This window comes from Terriglobia bacterium, assembly GCA_020073205.1.
Classification (GTDB): Bacteria; Acidobacteriota; Polarisedimenticolia; order Polarisedimenticolales; family JAIQFR01; genus JAIQFR01.
Genome location: JAIQFR010000010.1, coordinates 14,106 through 34,080, shown reverse-complemented (window position 1 = coordinate 34,080; position 19,975 = coordinate 14,106). Strand labels below are relative to the sequence as shown.

The 19,975-nt window shown below is 69.8% G+C and carries 17 protein-coding genes and 1 pseudogene; 14 read left to right on the top strand and 4 right to left on the bottom strand.

The window, feature by feature from the left end:
• Positions 1-9: 9 nt before the first annotated feature.
• The gene (locus LAO51_03600) at positions 10-963 is read right to left on the bottom strand and encodes a TIGR04348 family glycosyltransferase (GenBank protein MBZ5637823.1); all 954 of its coding nucleotides are present in this window, start codon (positions 961-963) and stop codon (positions 10-12) included.
• A gap of 46 nt (positions 964-1,009) precedes the next feature.
• Between LAO51_03600 and LAO51_03595 the strand changes: the two genes are divergently transcribed.
• The 7 genes from LAO51_03595 to LAO51_03565 all read left to right on the top strand — a co-directional run bounded on the left by LAO51_03595 (position 1,010) and on the right by LAO51_03565 (position 7,546).
• On the top strand, positions 1,010-2,308 hold the full coding sequence (locus LAO51_03595) for an SUMF1/EgtB/PvdO family nonheme iron enzyme (protein ID MBZ5637822.1): 1,299 nt from the start codon (positions 1,010-1,012) through the stop codon (positions 2,306-2,308).
• Between the two features lie 129 nt (positions 2,309-2,437).
• Positions 2,438-4,126, top strand: coding sequence for an aldehyde dehydrogenase family protein (locus LAO51_03590; protein MBZ5637821.1), 1,689 nt, complete (start codon positions 2,438-2,440; stop codon positions 4,124-4,126).
• Between the two features lie 95 nt (positions 4,127-4,221).
• Entirely contained in the window at positions 4,222-4,773 is a 552-nt protein-coding gene (locus LAO51_03585; protein MBZ5637820.1) for a sigma-70 family RNA polymerase sigma factor, read from the top strand.
• On the top strand, positions 4,770-5,729 hold the full coding sequence (locus tag LAO51_03580) for a hypothetical protein (GenBank protein ID MBZ5637819.1): 960 nt from the start codon (positions 4,770-4,772) through the stop codon (positions 5,727-5,729). Before LAO51_03585 ends, LAO51_03580 begins: the two co-directional genes overlap by 4 nt.
• A gap of 40 nt (positions 5,730-5,769) precedes the next feature.
• The gene (locus tag LAO51_03575) at positions 5,770-6,924 is read left to right on the top strand and encodes a DUF4097 domain-containing protein (GenBank protein ID MBZ5637818.1); all 1,155 of its coding nucleotides are present in this window, start codon (positions 5,770-5,772) and stop codon (positions 6,922-6,924) included.
• 93 nt (positions 6,925-7,017) lie between these two features.
• Positions 7,018-7,242, top strand: coding sequence for a DUF433 domain-containing protein (locus LAO51_03570; GenBank protein ID MBZ5637817.1), 225 nt, complete (start codon positions 7,018-7,020; stop codon positions 7,240-7,242).
• Positions 7,226-7,546, top strand: coding sequence for a DUF5615 family PIN-like protein (locus LAO51_03565; protein ID MBZ5637816.1), 321 nt, complete (start codon positions 7,226-7,228; stop codon positions 7,544-7,546). Before LAO51_03570 ends, LAO51_03565 begins: the two co-directional genes overlap by 17 nt.
• Before the next feature lie 64 nt (positions 7,547-7,610).
• Here the strand turns inward: LAO51_03565 and LAO51_03560 are convergent, their stop codons facing one another.
• A complete protein-coding gene (locus LAO51_03560) occupies positions 7,611-7,853 on the bottom strand; it encodes an Arc family DNA-binding protein (GenBank protein ID MBZ5637815.1) in 243 nt (80 codons plus the stop codon).
• 339 nt (positions 7,854-8,192) lie between these two features.
• On the opposite strand from LAO51_03560, the gene LAO51_03555 reads away from it, so the two are divergent.
• Together LAO51_03555 and LAO51_03550 are read left to right on the top strand one after the other, a co-directional pair.
• Entirely contained in the window at positions 8,193-8,801 is a 609-nt protein-coding gene (locus LAO51_03555) for a type IV toxin-antitoxin system AbiEi family antitoxin domain-containing protein (GenBank protein MBZ5637814.1), read from the top strand.
• Positions 8,802-8,950: 149 nt separating this feature from the next.
• Positions 8,951-10,015 carry a Fic family protein gene (locus LAO51_03550; protein MBZ5637813.1) on the top strand — a complete coding sequence of 355 codons (1,065 nt, stop codon included), beginning with the start codon at positions 8,951-8,953 and terminating at the stop codon, positions 10,013-10,015.
• A gap of 155 nt (positions 10,016-10,170) precedes the next feature.
• Here the strand turns inward: LAO51_03550 and LAO51_03545 are convergent, their stop codons facing one another.
• Positions 10,171-11,097, bottom strand: coding sequence for an HNH endonuclease (locus LAO51_03545; protein MBZ5637812.1), 927 nt, complete (start codon positions 11,095-11,097; stop codon positions 10,171-10,173).
• A gap of 302 nt (positions 11,098-11,399) precedes the next feature.
• Between LAO51_03545 and LAO51_03540 the strand changes: the two are divergent.
• From LAO51_03540 to LAO51_03525, 4 genes and pseudogenes are all read left to right on the top strand, one after another.
• A pseudogene (locus tag LAO51_03540) lies at positions 11,400-11,966 on the top strand (type I restriction endonuclease subunit R).
• A 240-nt stretch (positions 11,967-12,206) separates the two neighbouring features.
• Entirely contained in the window at positions 12,207-13,241 is a 1,035-nt protein-coding gene (locus LAO51_03535; GenBank protein MBZ5637811.1) for a DUF4325 domain-containing protein, read from the top strand.
• Positions 13,242-13,396: 155 nt separating this feature from the next.
• Positions 13,397-16,066, top strand: coding sequence for a protein kinase (locus LAO51_03530; protein MBZ5637810.1), 2,670 nt, complete (start codon positions 13,397-13,399; stop codon positions 16,064-16,066).
• On the top strand, positions 16,063-18,651 hold the full coding sequence (locus LAO51_03525; GenBank protein ID MBZ5637809.1) for a serine/threonine-protein kinase: 2,589 nt from the start codon (positions 16,063-16,065) through the stop codon (positions 18,649-18,651). Before LAO51_03530 ends, LAO51_03525 begins: the two co-directional genes overlap by 4 nt.
• Before the next feature lie 22 nt (positions 18,652-18,673).
• Here LAO51_03525 and LAO51_03520 read toward each other — a convergent pair whose 3' ends face one another.
• Positions 18,674-18,928 carry a hypothetical protein gene (locus LAO51_03520; GenBank protein MBZ5637808.1) on the bottom strand — a complete coding sequence of 85 codons (255 nt, stop codon included), beginning with the start codon at positions 18,926-18,928 and terminating at the stop codon, positions 18,674-18,676.
• 144 nt (positions 18,929-19,072) lie between these two features.
• On the opposite strand from LAO51_03520, the gene LAO51_03515 reads away from it, so the two are divergent.
• Positions 19,073-19,954 carry an ABC transporter ATP-binding protein gene (locus LAO51_03515; protein MBZ5637807.1) on the top strand — a complete coding sequence of 294 codons (882 nt, stop codon included), beginning with the start codon at positions 19,073-19,075 and terminating at the stop codon, positions 19,952-19,954.
• Positions 19,955-19,975 lie beyond the last annotated feature (21 nt).

Genomic DNA, 19,975 nt, shown 5'->3' with positions numbered 1-19,975 from the left:
GCCGGCGGCTCAGAGGCCCAGCTCCCCCAGGAGCCGCCTCCAGGCGCCTCGCTCGCGCGCCGGGGCGAACAGCGGCCGGCGCCCGCGGCACCAGGCGGCGAGCGTCCGGAGGAACCCGGGCTCCCCCTCCGCGCGAAGCAGCAGCCGCCGCAGCCCGGCGGTATCCCCCACCTCGAAGAAGCCCGGATACCCCTCGCCGAGGAGACCGATCGTGCAGGGGATGCGCGTGGCGACCACCGGCACGCCGGAGACGACCGCCTCCGAGACCACGTTCGCGCCCCCCTCGCTCCGCGAGGTGACCACGAGGAGCCGCGAGCCGGCGATCAGACGTCGCGCCTCACTGCCGGAGCGCTCGCCGAGCCACGAGTAGCGGGGGTTCGCCGCCGCCCTCCGTCGCGCCTCGCGACCGAGTCCCGATTCGAGGACGCGGCCCGCGTGCCGCACCCTGAGCCTCGACGAGCTCGGCAGGCCGCGCACGGCCTCCTCCGCCCGGAACGGGTCCTTCACACCGCGCAGGTGCGCGGCGACCGCCACGTCGAAGAAACGGCGGGAGCGCGGCGGCGCCGCGGCCGGAGCGCGCGCCGACTGCAGGATGACCCGGGTCTTGTCGCGCAGCCCGGGCGGCAGGCTCTCCGCGGCCAGCGGGTGGAGCACGACGAGCCGGGATGCCGGCTCGAGAGCCCCCCATGCCTCGGGGGCGCCCGGCAGATCGACGTAGAGGTCGGTCCCTGCGAGCGTCACGATCGTCGGGGCTCGGGGCGAGCGCCGGCGGAAGCGCGCGATCGCGGCCGCGGAGCGGGTCGCGTGGACGGCGACGAGCAGGTCCGCGGGACCCGCGCCCGCATCGCGGTCAATCGTCGCCACGTGTCCCAGCTCGCGCAGCAACGTCCGCCAGCGCTCGGCGGTCACCCGATTTCCGCTGTGCGCGCCGCGAGGCGCGGGGCAGGCGATCACGATCCTCATCGAGCGCCCATGGTATCCTGCGGGCATCGAGGCTCCAAGATCGGCGATGAGCACCGGGAGCGCACCTCCGACGCGCGACGAGCTGGCCCGGCAGCTCCGGGACGCGCGTGCGCGCACGCTCCAGCTCGTGTCAGGCCTGAGCGACGAGCAGCTCATGGGCCCCAGGCTCGCCATCGTCAACCCGCTGCGCTGGGAAGTGGGACACGTGGGCTGGTTCCAGGAGAGCTGGGCCCTGCGCCACCTCTGGAGCGAGCCCCCGTCGAGGCGGGACGGCGACTCGCTCTACGACTCGTCCAGGGTCGCGCACGACACGCGCTGGGACCTGCCGCTGCCCACCATGGCGGAGACGCTCGAGTTCGCGCGTGGCGTCCTGGAGCGGATCCTCCACCGGATCGCGACGCACGAGCCGGACGGGAAGGCCGCCTACTTCTACCGCCTGGCGCTCTTCCACGAGGACATGCACGACGAGGCCTTCACGTACACCCGCCAGACGCTGGGCTATCCCGAGCCGCGCCTCGCGGCGGCCGCCCCTCCTCCCGACGAGGCCGGCCCGCTCCCGGGCGACGTGGAGGTGCCAGGCGGGACGCATCTCCTCGGGGGAACCCGCGACTCGCCGTTCGTGTTCGACAACGAGAAGTGGGCGCACGGGGTGACGGTCGCCCCGTTCCGGATCGCCCGAGCGCCGGTGACGAACGCCGAGTTCGCCGAGTTCGTCGAAGCGGGAGGCTATCGCGCGGAGCGGTTCTGGACCCCTGGGGGCTGGCGCTGGCGCGCGTCGGTGGCTGCGGAGCGCCCCGTCTACTGGGAGCAGGCGCCCGGAGGCGGGTTCGTTTGGCGGCGCTACGACCGGGTCGTCCCGCTCGCGCCGCACGCCCCGGTGATCCACGTCAACGCGTTCGAGGCCGACGGTTATTGCCGCTGGGCGGGACGCCGCCTGCCGACGGAAGCCGAATGGGAGCTGGCGGCCACCGGTCCCGCCGAGGTTGGCCGCAAGCGGCCGTTCCCCTGGGGTGATGAGCCGCCGACGTCCGAGCACGCCAACCTCGACGGAAGGTGGGGCGGGTGCGTCGACGTGGCCGCCCTGCCCGCGGGGGACAGCGCGTTCGGCTGCCGCCAGATGATCGGAAACGTTTGGGAGTGGACCGCGTCTCGCTTCCTGCCGTACCCCGGCTTCGTCGCGGACCCCTACAAGGACTACTCGGAGCCCTGGTTCGCGACCCCGCACCGCGTCCTGCGGGGCGGCTGCTGGGCGACCCGCGGGCGACTCTTGCGCAACACCTGGCGGAACTTCTACGAGCCCCACCGCCGCGACGTGCTCGGCGGCTTCAGGACCTGCGCGCCGTAACGCCCACGCGGTTTCGGATTACGGTTCGGCACTCCGGATATCGATCTTGCATCGGCCGGGGACGCCCGCGCTTTCAGGGCGCCGGGACGGGTGCCCGCGTCGTGCCGGCGACCTATATTCGGCCCTGACATGGAGACCGGCCCCCGCACGCCCACCCAGGCCACGAGCGCCCTCGCCGAGCCGCCACTGCCCGGCGACTTCGACGCCGCCCTCCCGGTCCAACGCCCCGCCCGCACTCTCGTCTCGTGGAACCCTTCGACGGGACGGCCGCTCGAGGAAGTCCCCTTGGCCGACGCCGACGAGATCGACGCGGCGGTGGACGCGGCGGCTTACGCCTCGGTGCTCTGGCGCGGCTCCCCCCGGGAGGAGCGGAGCCGGCGGCTCCGCAGGCTCGCCTCCGCGATCCTCCATCGCGCGCACGAGATCGCGCGCCTGATTGCGGCGGAGCAAGGGAAGCCGGTGACCGAGGCCCTCGCCCTCGAGGTGCTCCCGACGCTCGACCACCTCGAGTTCCTCGCGCAGCACGCCGGCCGACTCCAGAGCCGGCCGATCCAGGCTCCGCACCCGCTGTACTCGCACAAGAGCGTCCACGACGTCTACGAGCCGCTCGGCGTCGTCGCCCTCGTGACCCCGTTCCCCCTCCCGTTCGCGCTCCCGCTGGTGCAGGTCGGGGCGGCCCTCGCCATGGGGAACGCGGTCGTGCTCAAGCCCTCGGAGCTGACCCCCTGCTGCGGGCTCAAGATCGCGGAGCTGTGCGAGGAGGCGGGCTTCCCCGAGGGGCTGGTCGGGGTCGTCGCCACCGGACGCGAGGAGACGCTGCACCTCGTCGCCCACCCTCGCGTGGACAAGGTCTTCTTCGCCGGCGCGACCGAGACCGGCCGCCAGGTGATGGCCACCGCCGGGTGCGCTCCCCGCCCGGTGGTCCTCTCGCTGGGAGGCAAGCACCCTTCCATCGTCGCCGCGGACGCCGACGTCCGGCGGGCCGCCCGCGGCGTCGTCTGGGGCGCGCTCGCCAACGCGGGGCAGAACTGCGGCGCCATCGAGAGGGTCTACGTCGACGAGCACGTCGCGGCGGAGTTCGTCGAGGCCGTCGAAGAGGAGGTCGACGGCGTCCGCGTGGGCGATCCCCTCGAGAAGGACATCGACATGGGTCCCCTCGTGTCGGAGGAGCGCGTCGAGGCGGTCCACCGCCAGGTGACCGAAGCCGTCCAGGCCGGGGCGCGCCTCCTGTGCGGCGGGATGCCGATGCCGTGCCCGGGCTACTTCTACCCCCCGACGATCCTCCTCGAGCCGCCGCCCCACGCCCGCATCCTCCGAGAGGAGACGCTGGGCCCCGTGATCCCCATCGTGGTCGTGGACAGCCTGGAGCGCGCGATCCTGCTGGCCAACGACAGCGAGTACGCGCTGACCGCCAGCGGCTGGACCACGTCGGCGGGGACCGCGGACCGGATCATGTCGGGGGTGCAGGCCGGCGTCGTCACGGTCAACGACGTCCTCTACGCCTTCGGCGAGCCGGCCTCCACCTGGTCGGGCTACCGCTCGAGCGGCGTCGGCAGCACCCACGGTTTCGCCGGGCTCCGGGAGATGAGCCGCAGGAGGTTCGTCTCGTACGACCCGTGCCGCACCGAGGCCCCCGTGTTCGCGTTCCCGTACGACGCGGAGGCCGCGCGGGTCGCCGACGCGTCACTCCAGGCGATCCACGGCCGGAGCCTCATGAGGCGGCTCCTCGCGGTGGGCTCGCTGATCCGCGGCCGGCGGTTCCGCGCCCGGCGGCGGGTCGCCTCCTTCCTCCTCTCGATCCTCCCCGGTCACCGCTGAGCCTCCCCGGCGGCGCGCCCGGGATCTCCCGGGTTAGTCTTCTCCCCTGCTAACGGAACGCCGCCCGTGGTGTCCTTATGGGCCGGAGGAGCGCTTTGGAGTTCAGCGACCAGGACCTGACCCGGGAGATCCGCTCCGGCTCGAAGGTGGCCTTCGAGAAGCTGGTGAGCCGGTACGGGCGCCTGGTCCACCGGATCGCCTTCGGGTTCACGGGGGATCGCGAGAGCGCCATGGACGTCGCCCAGGACACGTTCCTCAAGGTCCACACCCGGCTCGGCACGTTCAGGGAGGACGGCGATCTCAGGAACTGGATCGCACGGATCGCCGCCCACGAGGCACTCAATCTGCGCCGCGCGGCGCGGCGCCACCCGACCTCCGAGCTGGACGAGACCCTGTTCCTCGACCCCGACCCGCCGCAGGACGAGAGGCTGCACGAGCGCGAGACGCGCGAGGCGCTGCACCGCTCGCTCGCCACCCTGAGCCCCCGCCAGCGGCTGGCCGTCGTGCTCCGCTACTTCCAGGGGATGTCCCCCCGCGAGATCGGCGCCGTGCTCGAGTGCAGCGAGGGCACCGCGCGGAGCATCCTCTTCCGCAGCCTCAGGAGACTGCGCGCCGTGCTGGTGGAATCGGAGGGCTCCCTGCCATGAGCGACTGCGAACGATTCGAGCCGACGCTCGAGGCCTACGTGGCGGGCGAGCTCCCCGAGGCCGCGATCGGGCCGCTGCTCGCGCACTGCCGCGCCTGCGAAGCCTGCCGGCGGCTCCTGGAGCTTCACCGCGACCTGTCCCGGCTGGCGGCGGACGCTCCTGGGCCGGACGAGGCGGACCTCGAGATATTGAGGGAGCGCGTCGTGCGCGGCATCGCGGCCGCGGGTCCTGCGGCGGTCGTCGGGCGCGCGGGACCGGCGCACACCGTTCCCTGGGGAATCGGGAGCGGCCGCATCCCCTGGATCGCCATCGCGCTGGCCGCGTCGGTCCTCCTGTTCGTCGCCGGCCTGGCCGCCGGGCGCGCACCCTGGGGGAACCCCGAGGCGGCTCTCAGGAACCGGCTCGTCGCCGCGATCCGGAGCGACGCGGCGTCCAACCACGAGCTTCAGGACGTCGAGGACTCGCCGTTCACCTACTCCAACGTGTCCCTCCGCCGCGCGAAGGGGGAGAGGGTCGCCCTCGACTTCGACGTCACGACCCACGTGCAGCTCGTGGAGCCGGTGAAGTCCGCGGTGGTCCAGGACGTCCTGGCGCAGGCGCTCCTCGACCCCTCGAGCGCCGGCGCCCGCCTCCGGGCGATGGAGCTCTCGGCCGAGAACCTGGAGCCCAAGTTGAAGGAGGCGCTGCTCCTCGCCATGCGCAACGACCAGAGCCTCGCGGTGAGGCTCGAGGCGCTGTCGATCCTGTCCCCGCGCCTGACCGATCCCGACGTGCAGACGGCGGTGCTCGCCACGCTGCGGGACGACGAGTCCGTGCAGATGCGCCTCCTCGCCCTCGACGCGCTCGCGGCCCACAGCGTCGATCGCCGCCGCCTCCGCGAGGCGATCCGGGAGAAGGAGCGCCCGGGGGACGAGGCGCTCATGGTCCGTCTGGCCCAGTTCGACAAGAAACTCTGATTCGAGACGGCGGGGGTCGCTCTCCGCCAAGGAGCCGAACATGCGCAGAACCGCCATCGCCGCCCTGCTCGCCGCCGCCTGCCTGGCGGTGTCCGCCGCGACCGCCGGCGCCGACTCGATCACCCGGGAGTTCCCGGCCTCTGCCGGAGGACTCTTGACCCTCGACCTCGAGTCCGGCGGGTCCGTCGAGATCTCGGGGACCGGCGGCTCGTCGATCTCGGTGACCTACGACCTGTCCTGCAAGCCCGAGTGCGACATCGCGTTCGAGGAGACCAAGGGCGGCCTGAAGGTCACGAGCAACTTCAAGGGACACGGCGGGAAGCAAAGCTCCAGCAGCGACTTCAAGATCCGGGTCCCCCGCTCGTTCAACGTGGAGCTGGACTCCATGGGCGGCGAGTTCTCCCTCGACGGCGTCGACGGGAAGTTCACCGGCGAGACGAAGGGCGGCGCGCTGAAGCTGCACGACGTCAAGGGCGAGGCCGAGCTGACCACCATGGGCGGGGAGATCGAGGTCACCGACTCGACGCTGGACGGCCACCTCAAGACCATGGGCGGCGAGGTCAGGATCGAGAACGTGGTGGGCGACGTCAAGGCCAGCTCGATGGGCGGCAACGTCCGCTACAAGAACGTCACCCGCCGCGACGGCGGCGTCGCCTCCCCGGAGCGCACCGGTAAGGGCCTCGACGAGGTCAAGCCGGACTCCGTGCAGATCTCCACCATGGGTGGACCGATCGAGGTGAAGGACGCCCCCGAGGGCGCGGACCTCCACACCATGGGCGGCGACATCAACGTCCAGAACGCCCAGCGCTTCGTCCGCGCCACGACCATGGGGGGCGACATCGAGATCGGCTCCGTGGACGGCTGGGTCAAGGCGACCACCATGGGCGGCGACATCAGCGTGACCGTGACCGGCAAGGGCGGCGACGTGGCCCTGACCTCGAACGGGGGCGAGATCACCCTCCACGTCCCCTCCGGGTTCCGCATGGACCTCGACCTCGAGATCGCGTACACCCGCAACAGCAGCCAGGAATACAAGATCGTCGCTCCCGGCGGCCTGAAGGCGACCGTGAGCCCCGAGTGGGACCACACCCACGGCTCCCCGCGCAAGTACATCAAGATGTCGGGCGCGGTGAACGGCGGCGGCAACAAGGTGAAGATCGAGACGATCAACGGGAACATCTCGGTGAAGGAATAGGGAGTGAGTCTCCGCGCGCTCGCTCACGAGCCGCGGGCGCTCCGACGCCGGGACCTGCGGGCGCTATAATGCCCACCGGTCCCGGAGCCTCCAATGAGAAAAGGTCAATCCGTGGTAGCGCGGTCCCCCGAGGTCTTGCAGGGAACGCCGGTGTTCTCCGGAACACGGGTGCCCGTCGAGGCGCTGATCGACTACCTCGAGGCGGGCGATCGCCTCGAGGACTTCCTCGACGATTTCCCGACCGTCTCGCGGGAGCAGGCCGTCGCCGCTCTGGAACTGGCCAAGGAGGCGCTGCTCCAAGATGCGGGTGCTGCTTGACGAATGCCTCCCGCGAAGGTTGAGGCTCGCGTTCCCCGATCACGAGGTTTCGACGGTTCCCGAGGCAGGCTGGTCGGGACGGAGCAATGGCGATCTCCTGACCCTCGCGAAGGACCGATTCGACGTGTTCATCACGATCGACCGAAACCTGGCCGCGCAACAACCTCTCGCCGGAATGCGCTTGGGCGTCATCGTGCTCCGAGCGAGCAGCAATCGCTTCGAGGATCTCAAGGCCTTGGTGCCGGAGATCACGAAAGCTCTGGCGTCGATTCGACCGGGGGATGTCGTGCGGCTCGGCGGCTGACCCGCGCGCCGGGTGCCCGCCGCCGCGAGCGGCAGGTGGGCGAGGCCGTTCGTGTCCACGACGATCATGGCCGTCCCGCCGCCTTGGCCTTCTTCAGCGATCTCGCGGTGAGCGGCGGAACGGCGAGCCGCTCGCGCAGCGCGTCGGCGTTCGCGAGGAAGGCTGCTGGATCGACCGGCCTTCCGCCGAGCGAGGCATCCAGGCGCTCGAGAATCTCGCTGTTGAGGCTGCGGCGATGCGTCGCCGCACTTGTCTTCAGCTTCTCGTAGAGCGCGGTGGGGATGTTCTTGAGCGTGAGCGCTGGCATGACGGAGGAACCTCCATATGGTTCCACAATGGAACCATTGTGGAATCTACCCCCGAATGAAAAGGTGGACGAGCGCGGCCTGCTCGGCTTCAGGACGGAACCCCGGGGCCGCGTCGCCGCGGGCGCGACGGGCTCCCGCGAGGGACCGTGATCAACTTGGGCGAACGCGGTCCCGGAGGCCGCTTGAGTCACGATCCGCTTGGCTGCGTTCGCGAAACCTCGGATCAGCGGGGGCAGGTCTGCTCGCGCGAGCGGAAGGCCCATCACCTTCCGAGGGGCTCTGATGGTGTGGATAGAAAAGTTAACACTTGTTTATAAGTGATGTATGTTCTATCCAGCATGAAGAGATCTCCTGTAAGAGGGAGGGTGATCGCGGCCTTCCGCCATGCTGGGGGGGTGCTGCGGACCACCAAGGCGCTGGGTGCCGGCGTGCATCCGCGCGACCTTTACGCCCTGCGGGACTCTGGGGTTGTCACGCGCGTGAGCCGTGGGGTCTACCGTCTGGCCGACCTTCCGCCCCTGGCCGAGCCCGACCTCGTGACCGTGGCCTACCGCATCCCCAAGGCCGTGATCGCGATCGTGTCCGCGCTCCACTTCCACGGGCTCACGACAGAGATTCCCCACGAGGTGAGCATCGCTCTCCCGCGCGGAACGGCTCGACCCCGGCTCGAGTGGCCGCCGCTCCGCATCTATCGCTTCTCCGGCTCGATGTTCACCTCGGGGATCGAGACCCACGAGCGCGACGGGGTCGAGATCCGCGTGTACGAGCCTGCCAAGACCGTCGCCGATTGCTTCAAGTTCCGCAACCGGCTCGGGATCGAGGTCGCGATAGAAGCCCTGCGCACCGGCCTTGCCGAGCGCAAGTTCGCGGCCGCCCAGGTTCTCCGCGCGGCGAAGCTCTGCCGCGTGGACCGGATCGTTCGCCCGTACCTCGAGGCGGTGCTGTGAGTCGGCCAGGAGCCAGAGGCTCGCGTTCCCGGATCACGAGGTTGCAACGGTTCCCGAAGCGAGCCCGTCGGGCTCCCCATTCGGATTACGATAGGGCTCAGGGGCGCACGACGGTCGACGCCCCAGCGTCAGATCCGAGGTGACGAACGATGATGACGCTCCGGCTTCTCAGCTCGGGTCCCGGGACGGTTCCTCAGGCCACAGCGTGGTACCTCGCGGACCTCGGCGAGGCTCGCGGGAAGCAGGAGCTCTTCACCAGGCAGGCTCCTCAGCAGTTGAAGGTGTTGCGCGAACACGCGCTGATCGAGAGCGCCGTCTCCTCCAATCGAATCGAGGGCGTGACGGTCGATCAGAAGCGAATCGCCACCCTGGTATTCGGCAGATCGAAGCTGAGGGACCGCAGCGAGGAGGAGGTTCGAGGCTATCGGGACGCGCTGAGGCTCATTCACGAAAGGCGGAAAGGTCTGCGGGTCTCCGAGAGAACGGTGCGCCGCCTGCACCGGCTCACCCGCGGCGAGATCTGGGACGCCGGGCGCTACAAGGAGAAAGACGTCGATGTCATCGAAAAGCGGAAAGACGGAAGCGCTCGGGTCCGGTTCCGCAGTGTGCCAGCGAGCCACACCCCCGCCTTCATGGCCGAGACCCTCGAGAGCTGGAATCGGGGGTTGAAGGAGCGGTGGACGCATCCCCTCATCCTGCTGGCGGCGAGCAACCTCGACTTCCTCTGCGTCCATCCATTCCGAGATGGAAACGGCCGGGTCTCGAGACTCCTGCTGCTTCTCCAGAGCTATCACCTCGGCTACGAAGTCGGACGGTACATCAGCCTGGAGCGGCTCATCGAACAGAACCGGGAGCGGTATTACGAAACGCTGGAGTCAAGCTCCCGCGGCTGGCACGGCGGCCGCCACGACCCCTGGCCGTACATCAACTTCCTGCTCTATGTCCTGAAGGCGGCCTACCGGGAATTCGAAGAACGGGTCGGCCGAACGAGGAGCCCACGGGGAGCCAAGGCAGATCTCGTACGGCAGGCGGTCCGCGGCCAGGAAGGCGACTTCCGGCTCGTGGACATCGAGCGCGCTTGTCCCGGCGTCGGCCGCGAGTGGATCCGCCGGCTTCTGGCGGAGATGAAGCGCGCCGGTGAGGTTGCTTGCTCGGGCAGAGGCCCCGCGGCTCGCTGGCGTCGTCGAGCGGGTAAGGGTACGACCCGCAAATAAGCGTAGGAGTGGGGGTACTAAGGGTTGCCCGCGTCGCCGCACTTCTCCGGCAACCCCAGCCGGAAGCCTCGACGAACGTCACCGGCGAGACCGCGCGCTGAGCCCGCAGGCGCTCCAGATCCGTCTGGTCGCGCGTGCCTGATGCCCATTCTGGTTCATACCGCTTCACGAAAGAGGCGGTAGCGTCGCGCGAGCCGTTCCGGATCGGGATACAGCTCCCGCGAGCGCGGGAGGACGATCCTCTGTCCGTGCATCCCCTTGAGGCCGTGGAGCAACATCGGTCCGTCCTCCTCGTCGAGGATCGCCTGCCGCACCTCGATCACGTGATCGGGCCGCACCGTCAGGAACTGCCGGTCGTAGGCCGCGTGGTGGAGCTTGCAGAGCGCGAGGCCGTTCTGGACGATCGGCTCGCCCTCGTCGTCGGCGTCCGGGATGATGTGCGCCGCGTCGAGCAGCTCGTCGTGCCGGAGGCGGCAGAGCGCGCACTGCTGCCGGTAGGCAAGGAGGACCCGCTCGCGGAACGAGCGCTGGTGGAGGCGGACGCGGAGGGTCGCCGTGATGTAGGAGCGGCGAGCCGTCGCACCCAGGTCGATCGAATCGTTGGCTTCGTGCCCGCCGGCCCCGAGCCCCTCGCTCACGTGCTGGGCGTCGTCGAGCGCCACCGTGAAGCGGAGCGCGGCGCGAGCGTCCCCGACGACGAAGACCGGCCACGCGGCCAGGTACTTCCCCTCTACTATCCCGTGGAAGTAGACGAGCGGGATGCGGCGGGTCATTGCCGCGCGGAGTCCACGGTTGTCCGGGTGGTCAGGGTTCGTGCCGCGGTAGGCGTAGCGGAGTCCGTCGGGGCCGAAGGCGTCGTCGTACGGCCCGTCCGCGGAGCTTCGGATCGATAGGGGCACCTCGGGGAGGACCTTCGGCTTGAAGATCCCCTGCATGGAGACGAGCGGCACGCGCTCGCCGTCGAAGTCGAAGCCCCGGGAGAGGATCGACCAGGGAAGGACGTCGCCGTGGAGGTCCACCTGGTGGCGAAGCCACTCGAAAGCCGTGAGGCGAACTCGGCGATCCAGGTCGAGGGGGGGCATGGGGGGATTATCTACCTTTCGCGCAGCCCAGAGGGATCGGCTGTTCCATCTGCGGGGCGATCGCGGTACATTAGCCAGCCGAACGGGATCCCCACCAAAGGTCCTACGGGCGCGGCCCCATGAAGCTCTATGTCGGCATCACGGACGGCGACTGGCACCGCCAGCTCGCGGCGACGCTCGACCTCGAGGAGGTTAATTTCTGGCAGCCGAGCGGCGGTCCGCACTTCAAAGCGCTACCGGCGGGAGGCCTCTTTCTATTCAAGCTCCACGCCCCGAGGCACTTCATCGTCGGAGGCGGCGTCTTCCTGGCGTCGATCCTGCCGTACACGAACGCCGAGTGGGAGAAGCTATCGATCTTCCTGAACTTCCTCGTGCCCAAGCTGCCGGCGCCCGTGGACGAGGACCTGGCGGAGGGGATTCTCGCGCTGATCGACATGGACAGCTTCCGGGTCGAGAAGCAGGCGGCGATGAGGATCCAACTCCCGGACGAGGACGCCCAGATCGAGCCGGTGCCGACCACGGGTGGCGGACGGATGCCCGAGCCCGAGCTGGACCGGTTGTCCAACATCATCAAGACCTTCAACGACCAGTTCGGCAGCATCCCGTGGACCGACGCCGATCGGGTGCACAAGCTCATCACTGAGGAGATCCCGATGCGGGTGGCGTCCGACACGGCGTACGTGAACGCAAAGAAGAACTCGGACAAGCAAAACGCCCGCATCGAGCACGACAAGGCCCTGGGTCGGGTCATGACGGTGCTGCTCAAGGACGACACGGAGCTGTTCAAGCAGTTCAGCGACAACGGGTCGTTCCGGCGGTGGCTGACCGATACGATTTTCGCGCTGACCTACAGGGACGACGCGGCCTGATCCTGGCGGCGAGAGGGGTCGCTAGACCGGTTGAGCCACTCGCTCGAGTATGTCGGCGAGGTACCACAGGCATCGGGACGCACGCCTCGCAGCGGGGATCGCGCAAAGCTCGCAGGCCCATGCGATCATCCGCATCCTTGGCAATAAGGGCTGATCCTCGCCGATTCGTCCTACTTGCGCTTTCCAAACGTGGCCGCTTGACTTGTCAATAGCATCCCCTCGGCTTTACAATCTCACCTCGTGGCCCCCTCGAACCGTCGAGACGAGATCGAGCGCTTCATCGTGGAGCTGGTCGCCGAGCGTCCGCGAGATGTCGCGCGAGTCGTCTCCGAGCGCTTCGGCATCACCCGCCAGGCGGCTGGCCTCCACCTTCGCCGCATGTTGGCAACGGGAACCCTCGTGGCCGAGGGGGAGACCCGTGGCCGCACCTACTGCCTGCCCGTCCTGTCCGAGGAATCTCGCACGTACGACGTCGGTCCCGGACTGACCGAGGACCAGGTCTGGATTCGGCAGGTCGCACCGGCCGTCGGCGATCTTCGGTCGAACGTGCGCGACATCTGCCACTACGGCGTGACCGAGATGGTCAACAACGTGATCGACCACGCGGGAGCGTCCCGGATGATCGTCACCGTTCGACGTTCGGCGGTGCGGGTCGAGCTGACGGTGGTCGACGAGGGGATCGGGATCTTCAGAAAGATCCGTGAAGCCTACAGTCTCGACGACGACCGTCACGCGATCCTCGAATTGGTGAAAGGGAAGCTCACGACCGATCCCGAGCGGCACACCGGCGAGGGGATCTTCTTCACGTCGAGGATGTTCGACGAGTTCGGCATCCTGTCCGGGAAGCTGTTCCTCTCGCACAAGCGGGACGAAGAGGACTGGCTCATCGAAAGCCGCGCCCGGATCGCGGGCACGACGGTGAGCATGGCGATCCGACCGGCCACGACGTGCACCGCGCAAGAGGTCTTCGACCGCTACGCGTCGGAGCAGGACGACTACGCGTTCAGCCGGACGCACCTCGTCGTGGATCTCGCGCGATCCGAGGGGGAGAGCCTCGTGTCGCGATCGCAAGGCAAGCGATTGCTCTCACGGCTCGAACGGTTCCGAGAGATCGTTCTCGACTTCAAAGGGGTCGAGACGATAGGTCCCGCGTTCGCTGATGAGATCTTCCGAGTGTTCGCGCGCGCACACCCCGGGTCACGCCTGACCCCGGTGAACGCGACGGCCGAGGTGGAGCGCATGATCCGTCGCGCCCTCGCGGAGAACCGGGCCTGACCGTTTGACACCTCTCCAATATCGGACCATGCTTGTCCTGTTTGAGATGGCCGTCTCGGCCGGCTCGGCCCCACGCGGCCGGGCTCATGCACCGGGGAAGGACAACTCGATGAGCGACTCCCCTTTTCAAATCCATGTCTGCTGACGCGCGCCCGATGACCCTCGGGGGCGGCACGCGCCTCGGCCCGTACGAGATCCTCTCGCCGCTCGGCGCCGGTGGCATGGGCGAGGTCTACCGGGCCAAGGACACCCGACTCGGCCGCGAGGTCGCGGTCAAGATCCTCCCCTCGCACCGCGCCGGGAGCCCCGAGCTGCGCGAGCGGTTCGAGCGCGAGGCCAGGGCGATCTCGAGCCTGAACCATCCCCACATCTGCACGCTCCACGACATCGGGTCGCACGACGGCACCGACTACCTGGTCATGGAGATCGTGGACGGGGAGACGCTGGCGTCGCGCCTCGAGCGCGGGCCGCTGAAGCTGGACGAGGCGCTCAAGGTGGCGGTCCAGGTCGCCGACGGCCTCGCCTCGGCCCACCGCCAGGGGATCGTCCACCGCGACCTCAAGCCCGCCAACGTGATGCTCACCCGGACGGGGGCGAAGATCCTCGACTTCGGGGTGGCGAAGCTGCGCGACGACGCCGCGTCGGAGGGGAGCGGCGCGGGTTCCCTGCCCGCCGCCATCCCGACCATGACGACGCCGCTCACGACCCAAGGCGCGCTCGTCGGCACCATGCAGTACATGGCCCCGGAGCAGCTCGAGGGGAAGCCGGTGGATTCCAGGGCCGACCTGTTCTCGTTCGGGGCGGTCCTCTACGAGGCCGTCACGGGGAAGCGCGCGTTCGAGGGATCGAGCCAGGCGAGCGTGATCGCCGCGATCCTGGAGCGCGAGCCGCGGCCCCCTTCCGAGCTGACCCCCACGAGCCCGGCCGCCCTGGACCGCGCGATCCGGCGCTGCCTGGCCAAGGACCCCGACGAGCGGTGGCAGAGCGCGCTCGATCTCAAGAGCGAGCTACAGTGGATCGCCGGAGGGACCGCCCCGGGCACCACGCCCGTGGTGACGGCGCCCGTCGTTTCGCGGCGCTCGACGCCCGCCTGGGCGATCGGGGCGATCTCGGCAATCGTCGCCGCGGCCGCGATGCTCGGCCTCGGTTGGAAGCTGCATCGTCCGGTCCAGGCGCCCGTGATCAGATCCAGCGTCGTCCTTCCCGCGGGAGCCATCCTCGACAGCGATAACGCCTCGATCGCGCTCTCCTCGGACGGGAGCCGGCTCGCCTACGCGGCGCGGGAGGCGGGCGGGCCGACGAAGATCTACGTGCGTCCGCTGAACGGTCTCAGCGCCCAACCACTGGCAGGGACGGAGGGGGCGACGTACCCCACCTGGTCGCGGGACGGGACCCACCTCGCCTTCTTCGCGGACAAGAAGCTCAAGAAGGTCCCGGCGTCCGGGGGCCCGGTGCAGACGATCTGCCCGGCCGAGGACGGGCGGGGAGCGACCTGGGGGGAGAACGACGTCATCGTCTTCGCGCCCGCGGTCTTCGGCGGCCTGTCCAGGGTGGCCGCTTCCGGCGGCACCCCCACGGCGCTGACGACGGCCGCGGCCGATACGATCTCGCACCGCAACCCGCACTTTCTCCCCGGCGGCAAGAGGGTTCTCTACTTCTCTGGGGAGCCCGGTCCCGATCCCAAGAACGGGGTCTTCTGCCTGGACCTCGCCACCAAGAAGTCGGAGCCGGTGCTGCGCGCCGAGAGCGCCGCCACGTACGTCGACCCCGGCTACCTGGTGTTCGTGCGCGAAGGCAACCTCCTGGCCCAGCGATTCGATCCCTCGTCGCTGCGCCTCTCCGGCGAAGCGGTGCCGATCGCGGAGAAGGTCCAGTACAACGCGTTCCGGCGCACCGGGACCTACGCGCTGTCCGACACCGGCCTCCTGCTCTCGCTCAGCGACTCGATCCAGCGCGACTCGCAGCTTACCTGGTTCGACCCCGACGGCAAGGTCCTCGCGACCGTCGGCCAGCCGGCGATGTTCTGGTACCAGATGAAGTTCTCCCCCGACGACCGCCGGGCCGTCGTCAGCGTGCGTCAATCCGAGGGGTCGAGCGACCTCTGGACCTACGACCTGGCGCGCGGCGTCGGGAGCAAGTTCACCTTCGGAGAAACGAACGGCATCTCGCCGATCTGGTCGCGGGACGGACGTACGGTGGCCTACGGCGACGGCGCGGGGTTCCTGTGGATCAAGTCCGCGGACGGGACCTCCGCTCCCCGCAAGCTGAATCCCCAGACCCTCGGAACGGCCGCGCCCGTCGAGTGGACCCCCGACGGCACCCGGGTCGTCTTCGTCACCAGCGCGGGCAAGACGGGCGCCGACATCCTGTCCATTCCGGTGAACGGGGACGGCAAGGCCTCGCCCCTCCTCGTCACCCCCGCCAACGAGCGGGGCGCATCGTTCTCGGCCAACGGGCGCTGGATGTCGTACGTCTCGGACGAGTCGGGCCGGTACGAGCTGTACGTCACCCCGTTCCCGGGCCCCGGAGGGAAATGGCAAGTCTCGACCGGCGGCGCCGAGAGGGGCGGCTGGCTCGGGGACGGAAGAGAGATCTGGTACGCGGATCCCGACGGGAGATACTTCGCCGTCCCGATCGCGGCCACCGGCGGGAGCGTCGAGGTGGGCACGCGGCGTCCGCTCTTCTCAGGCCAGAGCCTGCCGATCGAGGCCGGGGCGTTCACCCACGACGGCAAGCGCTTTCTCGGAACGGTGCAGAAGCTGGGGACCACGGGACCGATCCTGACGCTCGTGACCCGCTGGTCGTCCGAGCTCGAAGGGAAATGAGCCTCGCGCCCGGCACGCGCCTCGGTCCTTACGAGATCCTCTCGCCGCTGGGCGCCGGGGGGATGGGCGAGGTGTGGCGCGCCCGGGACACCAAGCTCGACCGCGAGGTGGCGCTCAAGTTCCTCCCGGAGTCGTTCGCCGGGAACCCCGAGCGGCTGGCCCGGTTCGAGCGAGAGGCGAAGGTCCTCGCTTCGCTGAATCACCCGAACATCGCGGGCATCCACGGGCTGCACGATCGCGATGGGTACCGATTCCTGGCGATGGAGCTGGTGCCGGGCGAGGACCTCGCGGAGCGGCTCAAGCGCGGGAAGCTCCCGGTGGACGAAGCGCTGGACGTCGCGCGCCAGATCGCGGAAGCGCTCGAGGCGGCGCACGAGCAGGGGATCGTCCACCGCGACCTCAAGCCGGCCAACGTGAAGCTCACTCCCGACGGCAGGGTGAAGGTGCTCGATTTCGGCCTCGCCAAGGCCCTCGAGACCGCGGTCACTTCAGGTCCCCCGCGCGACCCCGCGGCGTCCCCCACGATCACGTCGATGGGCACCGTCGCCGGCGTCATCCTCGGAACCGCGGCGTACATGAGCCCCGAGCAGGCGCGCGGGAAAAGTGTCGACAAGCGCGCCGACATCTGGGCCTTCGGGTGCGTGCTCTACGAGATGCTGTCGGGGGAGCTCGCGTTCGGCGGCGAGACGGTCTCCGACACGATGGCCGCGATCCTGACCCGCGATCCCGACTGGAGCGCACTGCCGCCCGGCGTGCCCCCGCGGGTGCGCGAGCTGATCGAGCGCTGCGTCAGGAAGGACGCGAGGGAGCGCCTCCGCGACATCGGCGACGCGCGGATCGACCTGGCGGCCGCGCGCGCTGGGGCCGGCATGGTCCTCACCGTGAGCGTCGCGCCGACCGCGCGGCGCAGCCAAGCCTTGGTGCTGCTCCTCGCGGCCGTCGCGGTCGCCGCCGCCCTGGCGGGCGGGACGATCCTCGGTCGCAGGACCGCGCGATGGGCGCCCCCGGCTTTCCAGCCGCTCACGTTCGGGCGCGGGTTCGTGCACTCGGCGCGTTTCTCCCCCGACGGGCAGACGGTGATCTACGGCGCGGCGTTCGAGGGTCGGCCGGTGACCCTCATGTCCACGCGCACCGACGGCTTCGAGTCCCGCCAGCTCGATCTCCCCAGCGCCGACATCGCCGGGATCTCGAGGGACGGCCAGATGGCGCTCCTCCTCGGGCGCCACAACCTCGGGAGCTGGATTCGCGTCGGCACGCTCGGCCAGGTCGCGCTCTCGGGGGGCGAGCCGCGGGAGATCCTCGAGGACGTCTTCGACGCCGACATCTCCCCCGACGGCAAGGAGTTCGCGGTGGTAATCGGGGAGGGCGCCGAGCAGGTGCTCCAGTTCCCGATCGGCAAGGAGATCTTCCGCACGCGCGGCTGGATCGGCCAGCCCCGGATCGCGCCGGACGGGAAGCGCATCGCGTTCGTCCACCATCGGGTCCGGGGAGACGACCTCGGGGAGCCGATGCTGGCCGGTGATTCCGGGAACGCCGTTCGTCTGGCCGACGAGCAGCAGTACATGCAGGGCCTCACCTGGTCGCCGGCCGGCGATACGGTGTGGTTCACGGCGACCGACGACGCCAGGGGCGGCACCCTCTGGAGGGTGTCCCCCGGCGGAGCCCCGCGCATGGTCCTGAGGACGCCTGAGAACCTGAGGGTCCAGGACGTGGCCGCCGACGGGAGGATCCTGCTCAACTCCGACGACAGCAGGACGGTGATCGCCGGGCAGCTCGCCTCCGACACGGCCGAGCGGATCTACTCGTGGTGGGACAACGACGCGGCGGCGGCGATCTCGCGGGACGGGACGATCTACGCCGGACAGAACATGAGCGTCGTGACCGACGGCGAGTACGCGGTGTTCGTCCGGCGCGCGGGGGCGCCCCCGGTCCAGCTGGGCACGGGCACCGCCGCCGGCATGACCCCCGACGGCAAGTTCGTCATCACCTCGGTGCTGACCGGAGATCGCACGAAGCTCACGATGCGTCCCGTCGGCCCGGGGAGGCCCCGCCCGCTCGATCTCGCGGGGGTCTCTCTCGAAGTCGGCCTCGGCAACCGGATCACCTGCTCGGACGACGGCCGGAGGATCGCGTTCCTGGGGGACCGCCAGGGGATGAGCAAGGTGGTCTGGGTGCTGGATCTCGAAGGCGGCGCGCCTCGTGCCGTGTCGCCGCAAGGCGCCGCCGCGGCGGTCCTCTCTCCCGACGGATCGGCGGTCGTGGTGGGGGACCGGAAGCGCGGTCCCTACGTGGTCTCGGCGGTCGGCGGGGAGCCGAGAGCGGTCCCGGGCGCGGAGAAGGACGAGGTCCCTCTCGCGTGGTCCTCGGACGGACGGAGCGTCCTGGTATGGAACGAGACCCTGCCGGCGAGAATCTACCGGGTCGCCCTCGACGGCGGCCGCCGCGAGCTGGCGCGGGAACTCAAGTCCCCCGATTCCGCGGGGATCCTCTACGGCTGGCTCACGCTCACCACCGACGGCCGGTTCTACCTGCACCGGTACCGGCGCGCGTTGAGCAGCGTCAACGTCGTGACATTCGGCCGGTAGTCGCCCCCGGAGGGAGCGGGGCTCAGACCGGCTTGCGGGCCCGTTTCGCGAAGCCCGCCTCGATGCTGTCCTCGAGGATCGCGCGGATCTTGCGCTCGATCTCGGCCCGGACGCGCTCGACGTCCACTTCCCTTCGGACCTGCTCCTGGCTCCGCCGGTCGATCCGCGCGGCGAGCTGGTCCATCGTGCGGGCGAGCTCGTCCTGCTGCCGCGCCCTAAGGCTCTCCTCCTCGGCGCGCCGGCGCGTCAGGCGCTTCTTCTTCCGGAGCCGCTCCATGACCGTGAGGACCGTCGACCGCCGTCGCGGAGGACCGGGAACCCGGCCGGTCGCCGCGCGTAGTTCAGGGTGACGGCGGGCGGAAGTTGCGTGAGGCCGACGGCGGCGGGACCGACGTGCCGTGGGCCGGGAAGGAACGGAGGCATGCTGAGAATCGAGAACCTGTCGAAGACCTACCCCAACGGAGTCCAGGCCCTCTGCGGCGTGAGCCTAGAGATCCCCAACGGCATGTTCGGTCTTCTGGGCCCCAACGGCGCCGGCAAGTCGACGTTGATGCGCACCATCGCCACCCTGCAGGAGGCGGACGAGGGCGCCATCACCTTCGGCGGCATCGACGTCCTCGAGCAGAAGGACGAGGTACGCAGGATCCTCGGCTACCTGCCCCAGGACTTCGGCGTCTACCCCAGAGTCTCCGCCGAGGCCATGCTCGAGCACTTCGCCGTCCTGAAGGGGATCCGAGGCTCCCGTCAGCGGCACGAGGTGGTGGACCGGCTCTTGCGCATGACCAACCTTCACGACGTCCGGCGCCGCAACCTGGGGACGTTCTCGGGCGGCATGAAGCAGCGCTTCGGCATCGCCCAGGCGCTGCTCGGCGACCCCCGCCTGATCATCGTCGACGAGCCCACCGCCGGCCTCGACCCCGAGGAGCGCAATCGCTTCCTGAACCTGCTGGGCGAGATCGGCGAGAACGTGGTGGTCATCCTGTCCACGCACATCGTCGCCGACGTGGCGGAGCTGTGCAGCCGCATGGCGATCATCTCCGACGGGCGGCTCAGGCTGACCGGCGACCCGCGCACCGTGATGAACGACCTGCGGGGGAGGATCTGGCAGAAGGCGATCGACAAGGGGCGGCTCGAGGACCACCGCCGCGACTTCACGGTCATCTCCTCGCGCTGGTTCGGCGGCCGGGTGATGATCCACGTCCTGTCCGACGAGCCCCTCGAGCAGGGGTTCGAGCCGGTGGATGCGGACCTGCAGGACGTCTACTTCTCCACCCTGAAGCTGCCGCAGGCCGCGTCGGCGTGACGGGAGGCCCTCCGTGCTCAA